Source organism: Thiobacillus denitrificans ATCC 25259 (assembly GCF_000012745.1).
Lineage (GTDB): Bacteria > Pseudomonadota > Gammaproteobacteria > Burkholderiales > Thiobacillaceae > Thiobacillus > Thiobacillus denitrificans_B.
Window position 1 is genome coordinate 2,351,706 of the sequence record NC_007404.1, and the last position, 14,811, is coordinate 2,366,516.

Consider the following 14,811-nt stretch of genomic DNA (forward strand, 5'->3'; position numbering starts at 1 on the left):
GACAGTAAGGCGCTGCAAGCGGTCTCCACTCGGGTCGATCCGAGTGCTCGCGGCCCGGCCTTGTTGCGGGTTGCGCGGCTCTTGGTTCCGAGCGCGCGCTGGCCCCGCAATGACCGTCCTTGCGGGCTGAATCGCCTGGCTCGAAAAATCCGCTACGCGCAATCGCTCGCGAACAGGAGCCGATCCGCCGCTTCATCGCCGCGTCGCGACGGCTATGATTGATCGATCCGCTTCGCGCTGCGCCGGACGCGCACTTTCAGGGAAAATACACCGTCGTGTCGCCGCGGCGGCGGGCGCGGCGGCATGACACGGACGCAGGCCATGGCTGCGCGTCGCAACACGGGAATTTCCCGCCCTCACGGGAAATCGGCCCTTTTCTCGACGGAGGATTCGATGCGACTGAGGGAATTCATTTTGGAGAACGTCCAGCCGATCCTCAGCGAGTGGGAGGCTTTCGCGGGGAGCCTCGCGCCGGGCGCGAAGATGACCAAGCTTGCGCTGCGCGATGATGCGGAGTCGATCCTTCTGGCGGCGGCGCGCGACATGCAGGTCGGCCAGAGCGGCGTCCAACAGACGAGCAAGTCTCAAGGGCACGGTGGTGCTGGCGGCGCGGAGAGCGAGCGGCTCGACGACGCGTCGGCACTGCACGGCGTCGGGCGCGCCGGCTCGGGCTTCGACATCCTGGAGGTGGTCTCGGAATACCGCGCACTGCGCGCCAGCGTGCTGCGCCTCTGGCGCGAGAGTCTCCCGCAGCCGGACATCGACGACATCGACGACATCACGCGTTTCAACGAGTCGATGGATCAGTCGCTCGCCACGGCCGTTGGCAGCTACAGCAGGCGCGTGGATCAGTCGCGCCGCATGTTTCTCGCGGTCCTCAGCCACGACCTGCGCAACCCGCTGACCTGCATCCGCATGGCCGCTCTGGTTATATCGCGTAGTGCAGAGGGAAACGCGAAGGCTAGCCGCCTCCTGTCGCAGATCGAGACGAACGCGGACGCGATCAGACGGCTGATCGACGACCTGATCGACTTCGCATCGACCGGCCTCGGCAGCGCCATGCCCCTGACGCGCGGGCCGGTGGATCTGGAAAGACTCGGCCGCGAAGTGGTCGACGCGTCTCGCACCGCGCACCCCGGGCGCACGCTTCGCTTCCACGCCGACGGCGATCTCGCCGGCCATTGGGATGCGGGCCGACTTCGCCAGGTGGTCTCCAACCTGGTGGGCAACGCACTGCAACACGGGTCTGAAACAGGGGCAGTCGGGCTGTCGCTCGCGTCAGAAGGGGCTACCGCCGTACTAGCCGTGCACAACGAAGGCGCGCCGATTCCGTCGGAGCTGTTGGCGACGATCTTCGATCCGCTGGTGCGCTACGCGCCGGACGCGGCTGTGCGGCGCGTCCCGGGCAGCGTCGGGCTGGGCTTGTACATCGTGCGCGAGATCGTCGTCGCGCACGGGGGCACCGTCGACGTCGTCTCGACAGCACAGGAAGGCACGACGTTCACGGCCCGGCTTCCGCGGGCGCAGCCTGCCGAAGACGACAAGCATGGCGACACAAAGGCGGCGGCAAGCGGCGGGGCGGCGTCGAATTGCGCTCTGCCCACTCCGGGTCGATCCGGCGCAGGAAAGAGGTCAGCCGAGCGGTAGCTTTGGCCTGCGAACAGCGGGCCCTCGAACTCCTCAAGCTGAAGCTCCGTCCGGCGGTACACCCGTCTCCAAGCCCCGCTCGGGTCAATCAGTACGACGCGCGCGACCGGTCAGATTCGCGCCATCGATTCACGGCTTCTTAGGCGTGGTGTATTTGACTTCTTTATGGAACGGCTCCCAGACGGTCTCGTATCCGACGTAGCCCTTCTCGTTCGGCGGTTTTTGCCGCGTTGTCACGAAGCGCGATTTGCCTTCGGGAACCGGACGCCTGGTTTTGGTGGGTTCGCTCATGATGACCTCTCGAAAAAATGGGACTCGGAAACAGGCGGCTTCAACGCCAGTCAAACGGGAACGGCGCGACAGTTGTTGAGGTCTGGCGGCGCTTCCACCTTGCCACCGTAGCGGATTTCCGCGTCGGTGGCGTCACGCACCATCAGGATCTCGAGCTTGAAAACGACCTGCCGGCCGCACAGCGGGTTGTTGCCGTCTATCGTCACTGTTCTGTGGTCGACCCGCGTCACCAGAAAGCTTTTGGTTTGCCCGGCGTCGTTTTCCATCAGGATGGCGGTGCCGACTTCGCGGTAGGCCTCGGGGACGTTCGCGATCGCTTCGATGATCACGAGGGATTCATCGCGCGGGCCATAGATGTCGTTGCAGTCGATGGGGACCTCGATGACGTCGCCCTCGGATTTGCCTTCCAGCGCGTCCATGACGCGCGGCGACAATATCTCGTTGACGCCGTGGACGTAGCCCAGCGGAAACTCGACCTGCGTCAGCACCTGGCAGGTTTTCTGGTCGATGACCTTGTAGGTCAGTTCGACGTATTTGTTGGCTTCGATGATGGCTTTCATGAGGTGTCCGGCCGTTCAGAATATGGAGGCGGCAAAGATGCGCACCTCGCCTTGTTCATAGCCCAGCACCAGCCGCCCGAGCCATTCACCTTCCCGCTTGGTGCTGCGGACGCGGTACAGCACCGTGACGTGCTGGCCCCTGCGGATGATGCCCAGGTAATCCCAGTCCTTGCGCAGGCTTCGAGCCAGTTCGCTGTTGGCGAACTGTTTGCCGAGCTCGACTTCGTTGAGACCGAGCAGCAGGTCGTAGGAGAACCTGCGGATGAATTTGCCGTATTGCCCCAGGGTGGAGTATTTGATCAGGTCGTTCCACATCGGGTGGGCGAGCGCCAGGATCTCCTCGTCCGTGTGGTCGATGATGTTCAGGGTGGTCTGGGGTGTGGCCTGGACGACGGAGCTGCTCATGGGTCATTCCTGATAGGGTCGCTGGGTCGCTTGAAAAACACGCAAAAAAAGTGAGCGCCGTGAGGCGGCGCACACCCAGGCGCCGACCGGAACTGCGGCTTACTCGCCCGCACCGACCAGGTGGTAGCACGGGGCCTTTTCCATGGTGTATTCGCCCGTCGCGGGGTCGCGTCGCGAGACCGTGAGGACGTGCCAGTTGGCGTCGTCGAGCTTCATCGCATCGCCCCGGTAGTAGTAACCGGGCCAACGGGTTTCCTTGCGGAACAGGGTGTGTTGCATGACCGCCTCCGAGGTGAGGTGGCGGTGCTTCAACTCCCAGGCACGCAGCAGTTCGTGGATGTCTTCGGCGGCCACCTTCTCCAGGTCTTCTTCCATGAGCTTGAGTTTCTTGAGGCCGATCTGCAGCAGCTTGTCGTTGGTCATGTAGTTGACCGTCGCCCCGGCGCAGTACTCGTCCATCAGTTTCTGCAGGCGGTCGAGGCCCTGCCGCGGGTTGATGTAATTGGGGTTGACGCTGCCCGCCGTGATTTCGTTCCGGAAGATCCGGTAATGCTCCATCGGCTTGTAGATTTCTTCGCGACGGCGCTGGATCTGCTCATCGGTCACCCGGATGCCTTCGGCCTTGCCATCGTCGATGTATTTGCACGCCGCCTTGGCGGCCAGCCGGCCTTCGGTGAACGAACCCGACGAGAACGCATGCGGCGTGCCGCCGACGGCATCGCCCGCGCCGAACAGGCCCTCGACCGTGGTCATGCGGTTGTAGCCCCAGTAGTACTCCGGCGGGGAGACGTCCTCGGGTCCTGAACACCATGCGCCGCAGCCGGTCGCATGCGAGCCCATCACGTAGGGCTCGGAGGTGGTCAGTTCGGGGTTTTCATATTTCGGATTGACGTCGGTCGCCGCCCACAGCACGGCCTGACCCACGGTCATGCCGAGAAAGTTGTGCCAGCCGATCTCCTCGAGGTGAGGATCCTGGAACGCCTCCATGGTCACCATGTGGATCGGCCCGCGACCGGCGTTCACCTCGGAGATGAAGGCGTGGTTGCGCAGACAGGTCGGAATCGGTTTGTGGGACAGATGCTGGCCTTCGGTGTCGAGGTATTCCTTGCCGACCATTTCGGTCAGCGCCGGGAACCACTTCGACTCGTACTCTTCGCCGTTGCAGTTCTGCGTGTAGGTCTTGAGGTGCAGGAAATAGGCGCCCACCGGACCGTAGCCGTCCTTGAATCGCGCCAGCACGATGCGGTTTTCCATCTGGGTCATTTTCGCGCCGGCCTGAATCATCAGGCCATAGGCCGAGCCCGACGACCACGGCGCGTACCAGACACGGCCCGCGCCTTCACCCACCGAGCGCGGCTTGAAGATGTTGGAGGCGCCGCCCGCGCCGACGATGACCGTTTTCGACTTGAAGACGTGGTAATCACCAGTCCGCACGTTGAAGCCGACCGCGCCGGCGACGCGATTCTCCTTGGCGTCGTCCATCAGCAGATGGGTCACGCAGATCCGGTTGTAAACCTTGTCGGCGGATTTCTTGGCGGCCTCGGCGACGATGGGCTTGTACGATTCGCCGTGGATCATGATCTGCCAGCGCCCCTCGCGCTGGTAGTGGCCGGTCTTGGGGTCGCGCATGATCGGCAGGCCCCACTCCTCGAACTGGTGGACGGCGGAATCGACGTGACGCGCCATGTCGAACAGCAGGTCTTCGCGCACCATGCCCATCAGGTCCATGCGCGCATAACGGACGTGGTCTTCAGGCTTGTTCTCGCCCCAGCGCGTGCCCATGTAACAGTTGATCGCGTAGAGACCCTGGGCCACCGCGCCCGACCGGTCGATGTTGGCCTTTTCGGCGATGACGATTTTCTTGTTCTGGCCCCAGTAGCGCGCTTCCCATGCAGCGCCCGTGCCGCCGAGGCCCGCGCCGACGACGAGGATGTCGATGTTGTCTTCGACCACCGTGTTGTAAGCCATCAGTAGTACACCCCCTCTTTCATCACGAGACCGTTCGATGCCAGCGTGTGCAGATCACCTTCGTCCAGGCGGATGTATTTGGGCTCGTTGAACAGCAGCTGGCTGTCGCGCATCGCCTGGCTCGGCGCGGGCACATCGGCGAGTTGCGGGATGTGCTTGCCCCAGGGTTTGGTCGTGATCGGCGCCAGCAGCTCCATGTCTTTTTCGCCGTTGCGGAACTTGATGCGCCAGGCGATGACGCCTTTTTCTTCGTCGCGGCGGACGCGCACCGAATGGCCCAGCGGCGCGAACTCGGCGTAGCCGCGCACGTCGATCGCGTCCATGGGGCAGGCCTTGACGCACGAATAGCACTCCCAGCACATGTTCGGCTCGATGTTGTAGGCGCGCCGTGTGACTTTGTCGATGTGCATGATGTCCGAGGGACAGATGTCGACGCAGTACCCGCAGCCGTCGCAACGCGTCATGTACACAAAGGTAGGCATGGGGCTCCTCTCGATTCTGTGGGCTCGGTTCGGGGGTGGCTCAGCCCGTTAAAAATGGCTCGGCGCTTCGCGCTTGATGCCCAGTCCCATGTTGGGCGGGTTGGGGCCCATGTAGGCTGGGACATCGGGAAACCTCGCCTGCACGTCGGGATCCGACGGATCGTAGACGGCGGGCATGTTCTCCCTCGATCCGTCGGCCTTGATGACGCGCTTCTGGAACGCGGCCGCGGGCTTGAAGAACATGTGGGCGAACTTGGACCAGTACACCGAGCCGAAGAGCAGCGTGCTGAACGCGACGAAGAGCACGAAAAACAGCGTGCCCAGCGTGTCGACGTCCCGGGTGAACGACCAGAGCAGCGCAAAAGTCGCCATGCCTAGCAGGCCGACGATGAAAAGGTCGCCGCGCCCGTTCAGCTGATACCACTTGACGCCTTCGGAGGCGACGTCGACGCGGATGCTGAACCAGAACCAGTAACCCCCGAAGGCCAGCATGGCGGCGCCCAGGTGCCAAAGCAGCGGCACGACGGTTGGCGCAGGATCGTCCGGGGTCGGATAGGCAAAGATCAGGATCGCCGTGGTGACGACGAAAATGATGAAGCCGTACATCGTGAGGAGGTGGGAAATGCGGCGCTTCGGATTGTTGAATTCGCCCGAGGTCAGCACCTCCTTGCCGAGTGTCTTCAAGGCCAGTGCGCCTTTTTCGCCCGAACTTAGCGTGCGCGTCGCGTTTCTTTTGGCCCGCCTGGCATTCTCGAAAAAGTATTGGCCGCTCTTCTTGTGCAGCATGTCGAGTATCGTCCCGACCGCCACAAGAACAACCATCAGTACGACGTAGGCCTGCATCGCAGTCGGGGAGATGAAGGCGGCGAGTTCGGCAAAGGGGTTACTGTCGATCATGGGCTCGGGTCTCCTCCGATCTCAGGAATACGAACACGACATCTGTGCGAGCTTTGAAGATGCAGCGGGGATAGCTTGGCGATTTCGTGTATGGGACCGCAGTTCACGGATATCTGCCGGCCACCGAACAGCGTGCACGGATTTTCCGCTGCCCTCGAACGCCTCACGTCTCCAGAACGGCCGGTCTCTTTCAGAACAGCGGGCGCCCTCGATCACGCGCGCCGCCAGAGGTCGTGCCGACTAACCGCTAGCTACAGTGTGGTCCATCGGGATGCCGCCGACAGCGGATAGTGGTGCATGGCTGTGTAGGAGATGTCTGACAATGGCTCGGTGCGGGTGCCCGCGTCGGGCCCTCGTTTCGGCGCAGCGGTGCCGCTAACGGCCGGTCGTTCCCCAAGCCGCCGCGGCAAGACCTCCGGGGTGCTTTCGAACCGCCCCGGTCTCGAATCCACCCTGACCCGCACGCCGCGCCGACGTGAGCCTCCTGCGGCGCCCCGCTGGAACGCAAAACGACACGCCTCGCCGGCGTCCAGGTCGCCCTCACGGCGCCGAGCATGAGGCGCTGAACAACCACCCCACCCCGACGTTGCCGCGCCGGATTTTTTCGGCGGCGAGGCGGGGGTAGTCGCCTGTGGCCGGTTGGCGGCGGATGCGGTTTCGCCCGAGCGGCGCTGGCTCGCGCAGAACTCAAGAGCCGCGCGCGCGCTCCTTTCCGCGCCCCGAACGCGTCGCGCGGCCGCGCGCCAACTCGACGAATGCGCGCAGGTAGTCGATCTCCACATCCGCCTCGCGCAAACCCACGAAGATCTGCTTGGCCATGCCGCGGCGACCGAGCCTGACCGCGGCGACGTCGAAGCTGTCGGCCTGCGCTTCGACGAGCCAGCGCGGCAGCGCCGCGACGCCGCGGCCGCTGGCGACCATCTGCAGCATGATGTCGGTGGTCTCGATGGTCTTGTGGCGCCGGGGGCTGACGCCGGCCGGCGTGAGGAAGCGCGTGTAGATGTCGAGCCGGTCGGTCTCCACCGGATAGGTGATGAGCGTCTCGTCGGCGAGTTGCTGCGGGCGCACGTAGGCGGCCCGGCGCAACGGGTGGCCGGGGCCGACGACGAGCACCTGCTCGTAGTCGAACACCGGCTCGAAGCGCAGGCCAGGCGCGTCGAAGGGATCGGGCGTGACGAGCAGGTCGATCTCGTAAGCGAACAGCGCGCCGACGCCGCCGAACTGGAATTTCTGCTTCACGTCGACGTCGACTGCAGGCCACGCGGCCAGGTAGGGCGACACAATCTTCAGCAGCCACGCGTAGCAGGGATGGCATTCCATGCCGATGCGCAGCGTGCCGCGCTCGCCACGGGCGAACTGGTCGAGTTGGGCCTCGGCGCGTTCGAGTTGCGGCAGCAGCCGATTGGCTATGGACAGCAGGTAGGCGCCCGCTTGTGTCGACCGCAGGCTGCGTCCCTCGCGGTGCCAGACCGCGAGCCCGAGCTGATCCTCGAGTTTGCGCACCGCGTGGCTCAAGGCCGATTGGGTGAGGTGGAGCGTTTCGGCGGCGGCGGTCAGCGAGCCGTGCTGGTCGACCGCGCGGACGATTTCGAGATGGATGCGTTCGAGAGCGGCCATGACGTTCCATGAGTGTTATTCATCGATGGATGAGAACATACCATTTTTGTTCATGTACCGTTTTGCCTAGGATGCCTCCACGTTCCATCAAAAAAGGTATCCCGCCATGGCTCTCACCCACAACCTCGGCTTCCCGCGCATCGGCGCCCGGCGCGAACTCAAATTCGCGCTCGAGTCCTACTGGAAGGGCGAATCCTCGCGCGACGCGCTCGAAGCGGTCGGCGCGGACCTGCGCCGCCGCCATTGGCAGGATCAGGCCGCGCTCGACCTCGTGCCGGTCGGCGACTTCGCCTTCTACGACCAGGTGCTCGACATGAGTTTCACGCTCGGCAACCTGCCCGAACGCGTGCAGGGTTTCGACGGCCACCCGCTCGACAATGCCTTTCGCGTCGCCCGCGGCCGCTCGGCCGACATCGCCGAGACGCACTGCTGCAGCGCTGCGTGCAGCGGCGTGGCCGCCGGCGAGATGACCAAGTGGTTCGACACCAACTACCACTACATCGTCCCCGAATTCGCGGCTTCCACGTCATTTAAGCTCGACGCGTCGCGCCTGCTCGCGCAACTGGCCGAAGCGCAAGCGGCGGGCGTGCGCGCCAAGCCCGTGATCATCGGCCCGGTGACCTACCTTGCGCTCGGCAAGGCCAAGGACGGCTCCGACAAACTCGGCCTGCTCGACCGCCTGCTGCCGGTCTACGTCGAACTGCTCGAGGCGCTGGCTGGCGCCGGGGCGGAATGGGTGCAGATCGACGAACCGCTGCTCGTCACCGAACTCAACGCCGAATGGCAACACGCCTTCAATCGCGCCTATCACGCGCTCAAGGCGAGCCGGGTCAAGCTGCTGCTCGCGACCTATTTCGGCCAGCTCCTCGAAAACCGCTACCTCGCCGCCACCCTGCCCGTCGCCGGTCTGCACGTCGACGCGATCAGCGGCCGCGACGACGTCGAGCCGCTCCTCGGCCTCTTGCCCGCGCACAAGGTCCTTTCGCTCGGCGTCGTCAACGGCCGCAACATCTGGAAGACCGACCTCGGCGCCACGCTCGACTGGCTCGAACCCGTCGCCGAGCGCCTCGGCGAGCGCCTGTGGATCGCGCCGTCGTGCTCGCTGCTGCATGTGCCGGTCGACCTCGACAGCGAAGATGCGTTGGACGGCGAGATCAAGTCCTGGCTCGCCTTCGCGAAGCAGAAGCTCGACGAACTGCGCGTGCTGGTCGCCGCGTTGAACCACGGCCGCGACACGGTCAGCGCCGAGCTCGCTGCCAACCGCGCCGCGTGCGACGCGCGCCGCAACTCGCCGCGCGTCAACGACCCGGCGGTCAAAGCCGCGGTCGCCGCGATCACGCCGCAATCCGGTGCGCGCCAGAGCCCCTACGCCGTGCGTGCCGCGAAGCAGGCCGCCCACCTCAGGCTTCCCCGGTTCCCCACCACGACGATCGGCTCGTTTCCGCAAACCGCCGAAATCCGCCAGGCACGCCGCCGCTTTAAGGCCGGCGAGATCGACGACGCCGCCTACCGCGCCGCGATGCAGGACGAGATCGCACACAGCGTGCGCGCGCAGGAAGCACTGGGGCTCGACGTGCTCGTGCACGGCGAGGCCGAGCGCAACGACATGGTCGAATATTTCGGCGAGCAGCTCGACGGCTACGCGTTCAGCCGCTTCGGCTGGGTGCAGTCCTACGGCTCACGCTGCGTCAAGCCGCCGATCCTGTTCGGCGACGTGCGCCGCCCCCGCCCCATGACCGTTGAGTGGACCCGGTACGGCCAGTCGCTGACCGAGAAGCCGATGAAGGGCATGCTGACCGGCCCGGTGACGCTGCTCAACTGGTCCTTCGTGCGCGACGACCAGCCGCGCGCGGAGTCGTGCAAACAGCTCGCCCTCACGATCCGCGACGAAGTGGCCGATCTCGAAAAGGCCGGCGTGCGCGTGATCCAGATCGACGAGGCCGCGCTGCGCGAAGGCCTGCCGCTGCGCCGGTCGCAATGGAAAACCTACCTCGGCTGGGCCGTCGAATCCTTCCGCATCGCCGCCAACGGCGTCGCCGACGAAACCCAGATCCACACCCACATGTGCTACTCGGAATTCAACGACATCATCGAAGCGATCGCCGCGATGGACGCCGACGTCATCACCATCGAGACCTCGCGCTCCGACATGGAACTGCTCGACGCCTTCGATCATTTCAGCTATCCGAACGAAATCGGCCCCGGCGTCTACGACATCCACTCGCCCAACATCCCGACGCCGCAGCACATCGTCAACCTGATCAAAAAGGCCGCCGAGCGCATCCCCGCGGAGCGCCTGTGGATCAACCCGGACTGCGGCCTCAAGACGCGGCAGTGGAACGAGGTGATTCCGGCGTTGGGGAACATGGTTGCGGCGGCGAGGACATTGCGGGCGGGATGGCAGGAGACAGGACGCGCAGGCTAACCCCGCAAGGCCGGCCAGCGCCTTGCGGCCCCGCAGGCCACCGGCCTATGATGCGTGGGCTTGCGGATGCCCCAGGGAGGCGCCCATGACAACGAATGAAGCTTTCCAGGGGATGTCGTCGGACCTGATCGCTCGGCTTCGGGCTCAAGCTCAGCCAGCCACCCCGGGCGCATAACCCGAACAACCGACTCCACGACAGGTCATGGTCAGCGACAACGCAGCTGCAATCGACGATCCTCGCCGCACACACCGCAGGTATCTCCTGATCCTCAGCGGGCTGTTCGCGCTGCTGTGGATAGCGCTCGCGATCGATCCGCTATACCGCGACGACTGGGCGCTCGAGAACGCCCTGGTCGTCGTGTTCGTGCTGGCGATCGCCCTGAGCTACAGGCGGCTGCCCCTGTCGCGCATATCGTACACGCTGATATTTCTGTTCCTCTGCCTGCACGAGGTCGGCGCGCACTACACCTACGCCGAGGTGCCGTACGACGACTGGTTCATGGCCGTCAGCGGAGTCAGCCTCAACGACGTGCTGGGGTGGGAGCGCAACAATTTCGACCGGGTCGTGCACTTTCTGTATGGCCTGCTGATCGCCTACCCGGTGCGCGAAATCTTCCTGCGCGTGGCGGCGGTACGGGGCTTCTGGGGCTACTTCCTGCCGCTCGACCTGACCATGTCCACGTCAGCGATGTTCGAGCTCTTCGAGTGGGCGGCAGCCGAACTGTTCGGCGGCGGCCTCGGCGTCGCCTACCTCGGCACCCAGGGCGACGTTTGGGACGCGCACAAGGACATGGCGCTTGCAAGCCTTGGCGCGTTGATCGCCATGCTGATCACCTACGCCATCAACCGCACGCTGCAACGCGACTTCGCCGAGGAATGGGCGCAGAGCCTCAAGGTAAAGGAGCCGCGGCCGCTGGGCGAGTATGCGCTGGCACGCATGCTCAAGCGCCGCGCTTGATCCCCGCGGTCTTCGTCGCAAAGACCTGATCAGGAAGGCCGCCGAGCGCATCCCCACAGAACGCCTGTGGGTCAACCCGACTGCGACCTCAAGACGCGGCAGTGGAATGAGGTGCCCGACTTTGGGGAGCATGGTTGCGGCGGCGAGGGCGCTGCGGGCGGGATTAGCATGGCGTGTCGGGATCCGTCCTCGGCCGCCAGGCCAGCGATGGACCGGAAAGGGAAATTCAGCGGGCTTGCGGTGAATGCCTCATATTCGGCCGAAGCAGACGGTTGATGAGTGCCCGGCCCCTCACGAATGTCCGCAATGCGGCGGCACTCACGTCGCGCCTCTTATCGGCATTGCTATAGAAAGCCTGCATCCGATACGACTTGTGAGTCATAGGCAACAGCCATGTGCGGTGGCAGATCGCCGATGTTCTCTAGTAGCCAAGCGTCAAGTTCGTGGCTGACGTGGGTCAGCCAGACCTTGGCTGGCGCGAGGGTTTCCGCAATCGTCAGGGCGAGAGTCAAATCGTTGTGGTTGCGCGGCAAATCGGATTGCGGTGGATAGCTGCAGTCCAAGGCGAACGATGCAGGCCGCCAATTTTTCAAGAACGCTTCCGTCCGCGGCGGAAGGCCCGCGGTGTCGGTCAGATAAGCGAAGCGCTGGCCGTCGGTGTCTTCGATAGCGTAGCCAAACGTTGCCTTCGAATGGATCAAGGGCAACGGCGTCAGTACCAGATTGCCGATCGTGACCGGCTCGAACTTGCTGAGCCGCCGGAATTCGAGGAGGCCATGATTCTTGTAGAGGTCAGCGCAGCCTTCTGAATCTGGCGGGCCGTAGACTGGAATATTTTTACCGATTCCCCAGCGCAGAGGAAACAGACCCTGCACGTGATCGGGATGGAAATGGGTCAGCACGATGGCCGACAGGCTGCCGGACGGGAATCGCTCGGCGAGATCGGTCAGGCCGGCATCCAGCAGAATGCGGGTTTCGCCAGCTTCTATAAGTGCTGTACAAGGCTGGCGACGAAAGTCGACCACCGCCCGCGCTCGCGTGCAAGCCGGACAATCGCAGCCGTAAAGCGGCACACCGCCTGCGGCACCCGTACCGAGAAACGTCACGCGCATGTCAGGCAAACGCTCGTTTGGAAGCGTCGGCGTCCGACAACAACTGTACCAAGCGTTCACCGGCTACGTGCAATTCAGCGTCGTTCGCAATGACTTCCAGGCGCCCCTCAGGGTGCATGAATTGCTTCGCGCGTGCGACCCGCCGGGATATCTGATCTTCCGTTTCCCGGCCACGGGCGCGCAGTCTCTCGGCAAGAACTTCGGGCGAAACGTTGACCAGAATCGCGGTCAACCCCGGGTAGCGGCGCCTTGCCTCTGGCAGGTATTCGCGCGAGCCGTTCAACACCACGTTGCAGCCCTTGGCCAGCCAAAGGTTGATTTCCCGGCCGATGCCGTAGCGCAGGCCGTGGCTGTCCCAGTGCAGGGCGAAGAGGCCGGTAGCGAGGCGGGCATCGAATTCGTCCTCGGTCAGGGCGACGTGATTCTCCCCGTGAAGTTCCACCGGCCGCGTGATGTAGCGGTGGGCGAAGACAACGCCGGGGTCGCCGGCGAGACGCTCGCGGCCGTAGCGCATCAGGCTGTCCTTGCCACTGCCGGAAGGGCCGATGACGTAGAACAGTTTCCCTTCAGACATGGTCGAAACGGGCTTCGAAGACCGGCTTGCCCGCCGAAAACACGCTGCTCGCTTGGGCCAGCCCGTTGATGTGGGCGACGGCGACCAGATCGGCGCGCCTGCCGACGGCAATTTCGCCGCGATCCGTCAATCCCGCGGCGCGCGCCGGGTTGGCGCTGACCAGCCGCACCGCGTCGGCCAGCGTGATGCCCGCCAGTTCCGGCAGGCGGAACACCGCCACGATCAGCGTCGCCGGGTGATAGTCGGCGCACAGGCAATCGGCCACGCCGGCCTGCACCGCGTCGAGCGCCCGCATCGCACCCGACTGGCTCTTGCCGCGCAGGATGTTGGGCGCGCCGAACACCGTGCTCATGCCGCGTTCGCGGGCGGCCTGGGCGGATTCCAGGTTGATGGGGAACTCCGAGATGCCCACGCCCAGACCGTGCAGGGTTTCCACCTTTTCCGGCGTGTCGTCGTCGTGGCTGGCGACGTGGATGCCCTGCGCCTGCGCCGCGTCGATCAGCAAGCGGATGCGCGCCATGGCCCCTTCCGCCTGGGCCAGCTTGTTCTCGACCAGCGCATCCAGTTCGCCCTCGGTTTTCTTGTAGGTGCGCGCCAGATAATCGCGGTAGGCGGCGATGTCCCTGAACTGCCCCTGGCCCGGCGAATGATCCATCACCGACAGCAGGTGCATCTCGCCGGCGGCCATCAGTTCGAGCAGGATGTCGGGCGCGGTCGGGTCGGTCACCTCGTAGCGGCAGTGCACGCGGTTGTCGACCAGGCCGTGCGGGTTCCAGGCGTGCACCGCGCGCGCCACCGAGGCGGCGAAGGCGTTGTTGCGCACGCCGAGCTCCTCGTTGGCGAAGGACAGGGCATGGAACACCGTGGTCACGCCGGCGGCGGCGTTGCGCTTGTCGGCCTGGGCGCAGGCGAAGTCGAGCGGGAAATGCACGTTCGGGCGCGGCTCGACTTCCTTTTCCAGGGCGTCGCAATGCAGGTCGATCATGCCGGGGATCAGCGTCTTGCCGCGGAGGTCGATGGCTTGCGCGCCCTTGCCCGATTCGGGGTCGATGGCGGCGATGACGCCGTCCTCGATCAGCACGGCGGCGTCTTCGAGCACGGCGTCGGGCAGCACCACGCGGGCGCCGGTCAGATACAGCGGGTTCATGCGATTTCCTTGAGGAGGGTTTCCACGGCGGGCGGTGGGGCCAATTCGACGACCTGGTCGGCCAGCCGGCGGGTGGTTTCGGGGTGGTGGAAAATGGCGAGCATGGCCGTGCCCCCGGCCTTCAGCCCTTCGATCAGGCCGATCACGCATTCGGCGGTCGCCGGGTCGAGGCTGGCCGTGGGCTCGTCGAGCAGCAGCAGGCGCGGGCGGGCGATGAAGCCGCGGGCGAGGTTCACCCGCTGGCGTTCGCCGCCGGAGAAGGTCGCCGGCGAGACGCTCCACAGGCGCTCCGGCAGCTTCATGGCCGAGAGCAGGTCGGCGGCGCGCTGCCTCGCTTCCGGGCGCGGGACGCCCAGCGCGAACAGCGGCTGCGCCACCACGTCGAGCGTCGCCTGGCGCGGCAGGCAATGCAGAAACTGGGTGACGAAGCCGATTTCGCGGCGCCGCAGCTCCAGGATCTGGTGCTCGCTGGCCAGGGCCAGATCGAGTTCGTGGCCCAGCGCGTCGCGATAAAGCATGCGGCCGGCGCTCGGCAGATAGGTGCGGTAGATGCCTTTCAGCACCGAGGACTTGCCGGCGCCGGTGGGGCCGATCAGGGCCGTGAGTTCGCCGCTGCGTACCGTGAAGCTGACGTTGTGCGAGGACGGGATCAGCTTGTTCTGCTCGTGCAGCTGGAAATGCTTGGCGTAGCCTTCGACCTGGAGTATGGGGGGGGTCATGTCGCGCGC

General features: G+C 65.0%; 14 protein-coding genes and 1 pseudogene. 4 read left to right on the forward strand and 11 right to left on the reverse strand.

The features are described from left to right. Positions 1–393: 393 nt before the first annotated feature. On the forward strand, positions 394–1,647 hold the full coding sequence (locus tag TBD_RS11440; RefSeq protein WP_202943205.1) for a sensor histidine kinase: 1,254 nt from the start codon (positions 394–396) through the stop codon (positions 1,645–1,647). Between the two features lie 129 nt (positions 1,648–1,776). Here the strand turns inward: TBD_RS11440 and TBD_RS15020 are convergent, their stop codons facing one another. The 7 genes from TBD_RS15020 to TBD_RS11470 form a co-directional block, all read right to left on the reverse strand. Continuing rightward, positions 1,777–1,938, reverse strand: a complete 162-nt coding sequence (locus TBD_RS15020; protein WP_187147195.1) for a hypothetical protein — start codon at positions 1,936–1,938, stop codon at positions 1,777–1,779. Positions 1,939–1,988: 50 nt separating this feature from the next. After that, entirely contained in the window at positions 1,989–2,498 is a 510-nt protein-coding gene (locus TBD_RS11445; RefSeq protein ID WP_011312792.1) for an FKBP-type peptidyl-prolyl cis-trans isomerase, read from the reverse strand. 15 nt (positions 2,499–2,513) lie between these two features. Next, positions 2,514–2,903, reverse strand: a complete 390-nt coding sequence (locus TBD_RS11450; RefSeq protein WP_011312793.1) for a hypothetical protein — start codon at positions 2,901–2,903, stop codon at positions 2,514–2,516. 99 nt (positions 2,904–3,002) lie between these two features. Continuing rightward, the gene (gene aprA, locus TBD_RS11455) at positions 3,003–4,871 is read right to left on the reverse strand and encodes an adenylyl-sulfate reductase subunit alpha (RefSeq protein ID WP_011312794.1); all 1,869 of its coding nucleotides are present in this window, start codon (positions 4,869–4,871) and stop codon (positions 3,003–3,005) included. After that, entirely contained in the window at positions 4,871–5,353 is a 483-nt protein-coding gene (aprB, locus tag TBD_RS11460) for an adenylyl-sulfate reductase subunit beta (RefSeq protein WP_011312795.1), read from the reverse strand. Before aprB ends, aprA begins: the two co-directional genes overlap by 1 nt. A gap of 48 nt (positions 5,354–5,401) precedes the next feature. Next, entirely contained in the window at positions 5,402–6,250 is an 849-nt protein-coding gene (locus TBD_RS11465) for an adenylyl-sulfate reductase (RefSeq protein WP_011312796.1), read from the reverse strand. Between the two features lie 687 nt (positions 6,251–6,937). After that, on the reverse strand, positions 6,938–7,867 hold the full coding sequence (locus tag TBD_RS11470) for a LysR family transcriptional regulator (protein ID WP_011312797.1): 930 nt from the start codon (positions 7,865–7,867) through the stop codon (positions 6,938–6,940). Between the two features lie 106 nt (positions 7,868–7,973). Between TBD_RS11470 and metE the strand changes: the two genes are divergently transcribed. The 3 genes and pseudogenes from metE to TBD_RS15305 form a co-directional block, all read left to right on the forward strand. Further along, positions 7,974–10,292 carry a 5-methyltetrahydropteroyltriglutamate--homocysteine S-methyltransferase gene (metE, locus tag TBD_RS11475; protein WP_011312798.1) on the forward strand — a complete coding sequence of 773 codons (2,319 nt, stop codon included), beginning with the start codon at positions 7,974–7,976 and terminating at the stop codon, positions 10,290–10,292. Between the two features lie 202 nt (positions 10,293–10,494). Continuing rightward, positions 10,495–11,250, forward strand: coding sequence for a DUF2238 domain-containing protein (locus TBD_RS11480; protein WP_011312799.1), 756 nt, complete (start codon positions 10,495–10,497; stop codon positions 11,248–11,250). 25 nt (positions 11,251–11,275) lie between these two features. Then, positions 11,276–11,494: pseudogene (locus tag TBD_RS15305) on the forward strand (hypothetical protein); the annotation flags it as partial. A 100-nt stretch (positions 11,495–11,594) separates the two neighbouring features. Here the strand turns inward: TBD_RS15305 and phnP are convergent. The 4 genes from phnP to phnL are packed head-to-tail and all read right to left on the reverse strand — an operon-like array spanning position 11,595 to position 14,802. Beyond that, on the reverse strand, positions 11,595–12,362 hold the full coding sequence (gene phnP, locus TBD_RS11485; RefSeq protein WP_011312800.1) for a phosphonate metabolism protein PhnP: 768 nt from the start codon (positions 12,360–12,362) through the stop codon (positions 11,595–11,597). Position 12,363: 1 nt separating this feature from the next. Next, a complete protein-coding gene (gene phnN / locus TBD_RS11490) occupies positions 12,364–12,936 on the reverse strand; it encodes a phosphonate metabolism protein/1,5-bisphosphokinase (PRPP-forming) PhnN (protein ID WP_011312801.1) in 573 nt (190 codons plus the stop codon). Then, entirely contained in the window at positions 12,929–14,083 is a 1,155-nt protein-coding gene (locus tag TBD_RS11495) for an alpha-D-ribose 1-methylphosphonate 5-triphosphate diphosphatase (RefSeq protein WP_011312802.1), read from the reverse strand. The genes phnN and TBD_RS11495 overlap by 8 nt, the downstream gene beginning before the upstream one ends. Continuing rightward, positions 14,080–14,802, reverse strand: a complete 723-nt coding sequence (phnL, locus tag TBD_RS11500; protein WP_011312803.1) for a phosphonate C-P lyase system protein PhnL — start codon at positions 14,800–14,802, stop codon at positions 14,080–14,082. The genes TBD_RS11495 and phnL overlap by 4 nt, the downstream gene beginning before the upstream one ends. Positions 14,803–14,811 lie beyond the last annotated feature (9 nt).

Coding starts and splice junctions, on each gene's coding strand:
- TBD_RS11440 (WP_202943205.1), top strand. CDS start 394: ATGCGACTGAGGGAATTCATTTTGGAGAACGTCCAGCCGATCCTCAGC.
- TBD_RS15020 (WP_187147195.1), bottom strand. CDS start 1,938: ATGAGCGAACCCACCAAAACCAGGCGTCCGGTTCCCGAAGGCAAATCG.
- TBD_RS11445 (WP_011312792.1), bottom strand. CDS start 2,498: ATGAAAGCCATCATCGAAGCCAACAAATACGTCGAACTGACCTACAAG.
- TBD_RS11450 (WP_011312793.1), bottom strand. CDS start 2,903: ATGAGCAGCTCCGTCGTCCAGGCCACACCCCAGACCACCCTGAACATC.
- aprA (WP_011312794.1), bottom strand. CDS start 4,871: ATGGCTTACAACACGGTGGTCGAAGACAACATCGACATCCTCGTCGTC.
- aprB (WP_011312795.1), bottom strand. CDS start 5,353: ATGCCTACCTTTGTGTACATGACGCGTTGCGACGGCTGCGGGTACTGC.
- TBD_RS11465 (WP_011312796.1), bottom strand. CDS start 6,250: ATGATCGACAGTAACCCCTTTGCCGAACTCGCCGCCTTCATCTCCCCG.
- TBD_RS11470 (WP_011312797.1), bottom strand. CDS start 7,867: ATGGCCGCTCTCGAACGCATCCATCTCGAAATCGTCCGCGCGGTCGAC.
- metE (WP_011312798.1), top strand. CDS start 7,974: ATGGCTCTCACCCACAACCTCGGCTTCCCGCGCATCGGCGCCCGGCGC.
- TBD_RS11480 (WP_011312799.1), top strand. CDS start 10,495: ATGGTCAGCGACAACGCAGCTGCAATCGACGATCCTCGCCGCACACAC.
- phnP (WP_011312800.1), bottom strand. CDS start 12,362: ATGCGCGTGACGTTTCTCGGTACGGGTGCCGCAGGCGGTGTGCCGCTT.
- phnN (WP_011312801.1), bottom strand. CDS start 12,936: ATGTCTGAAGGGAAACTGTTCTACGTCATCGGCCCTTCCGGCAGTGGC.
- TBD_RS11495 (WP_011312802.1), bottom strand. CDS start 14,083: ATGAACCCGCTGTATCTGACCGGCGCCCGCGTGGTGCTGCCCGACGCC.
- phnL (WP_011312803.1), bottom strand. CDS start 14,802: ATGACCCCCCCCATACTCCAGGTCGAAGGCTACGCCAAGCATTTCCAG.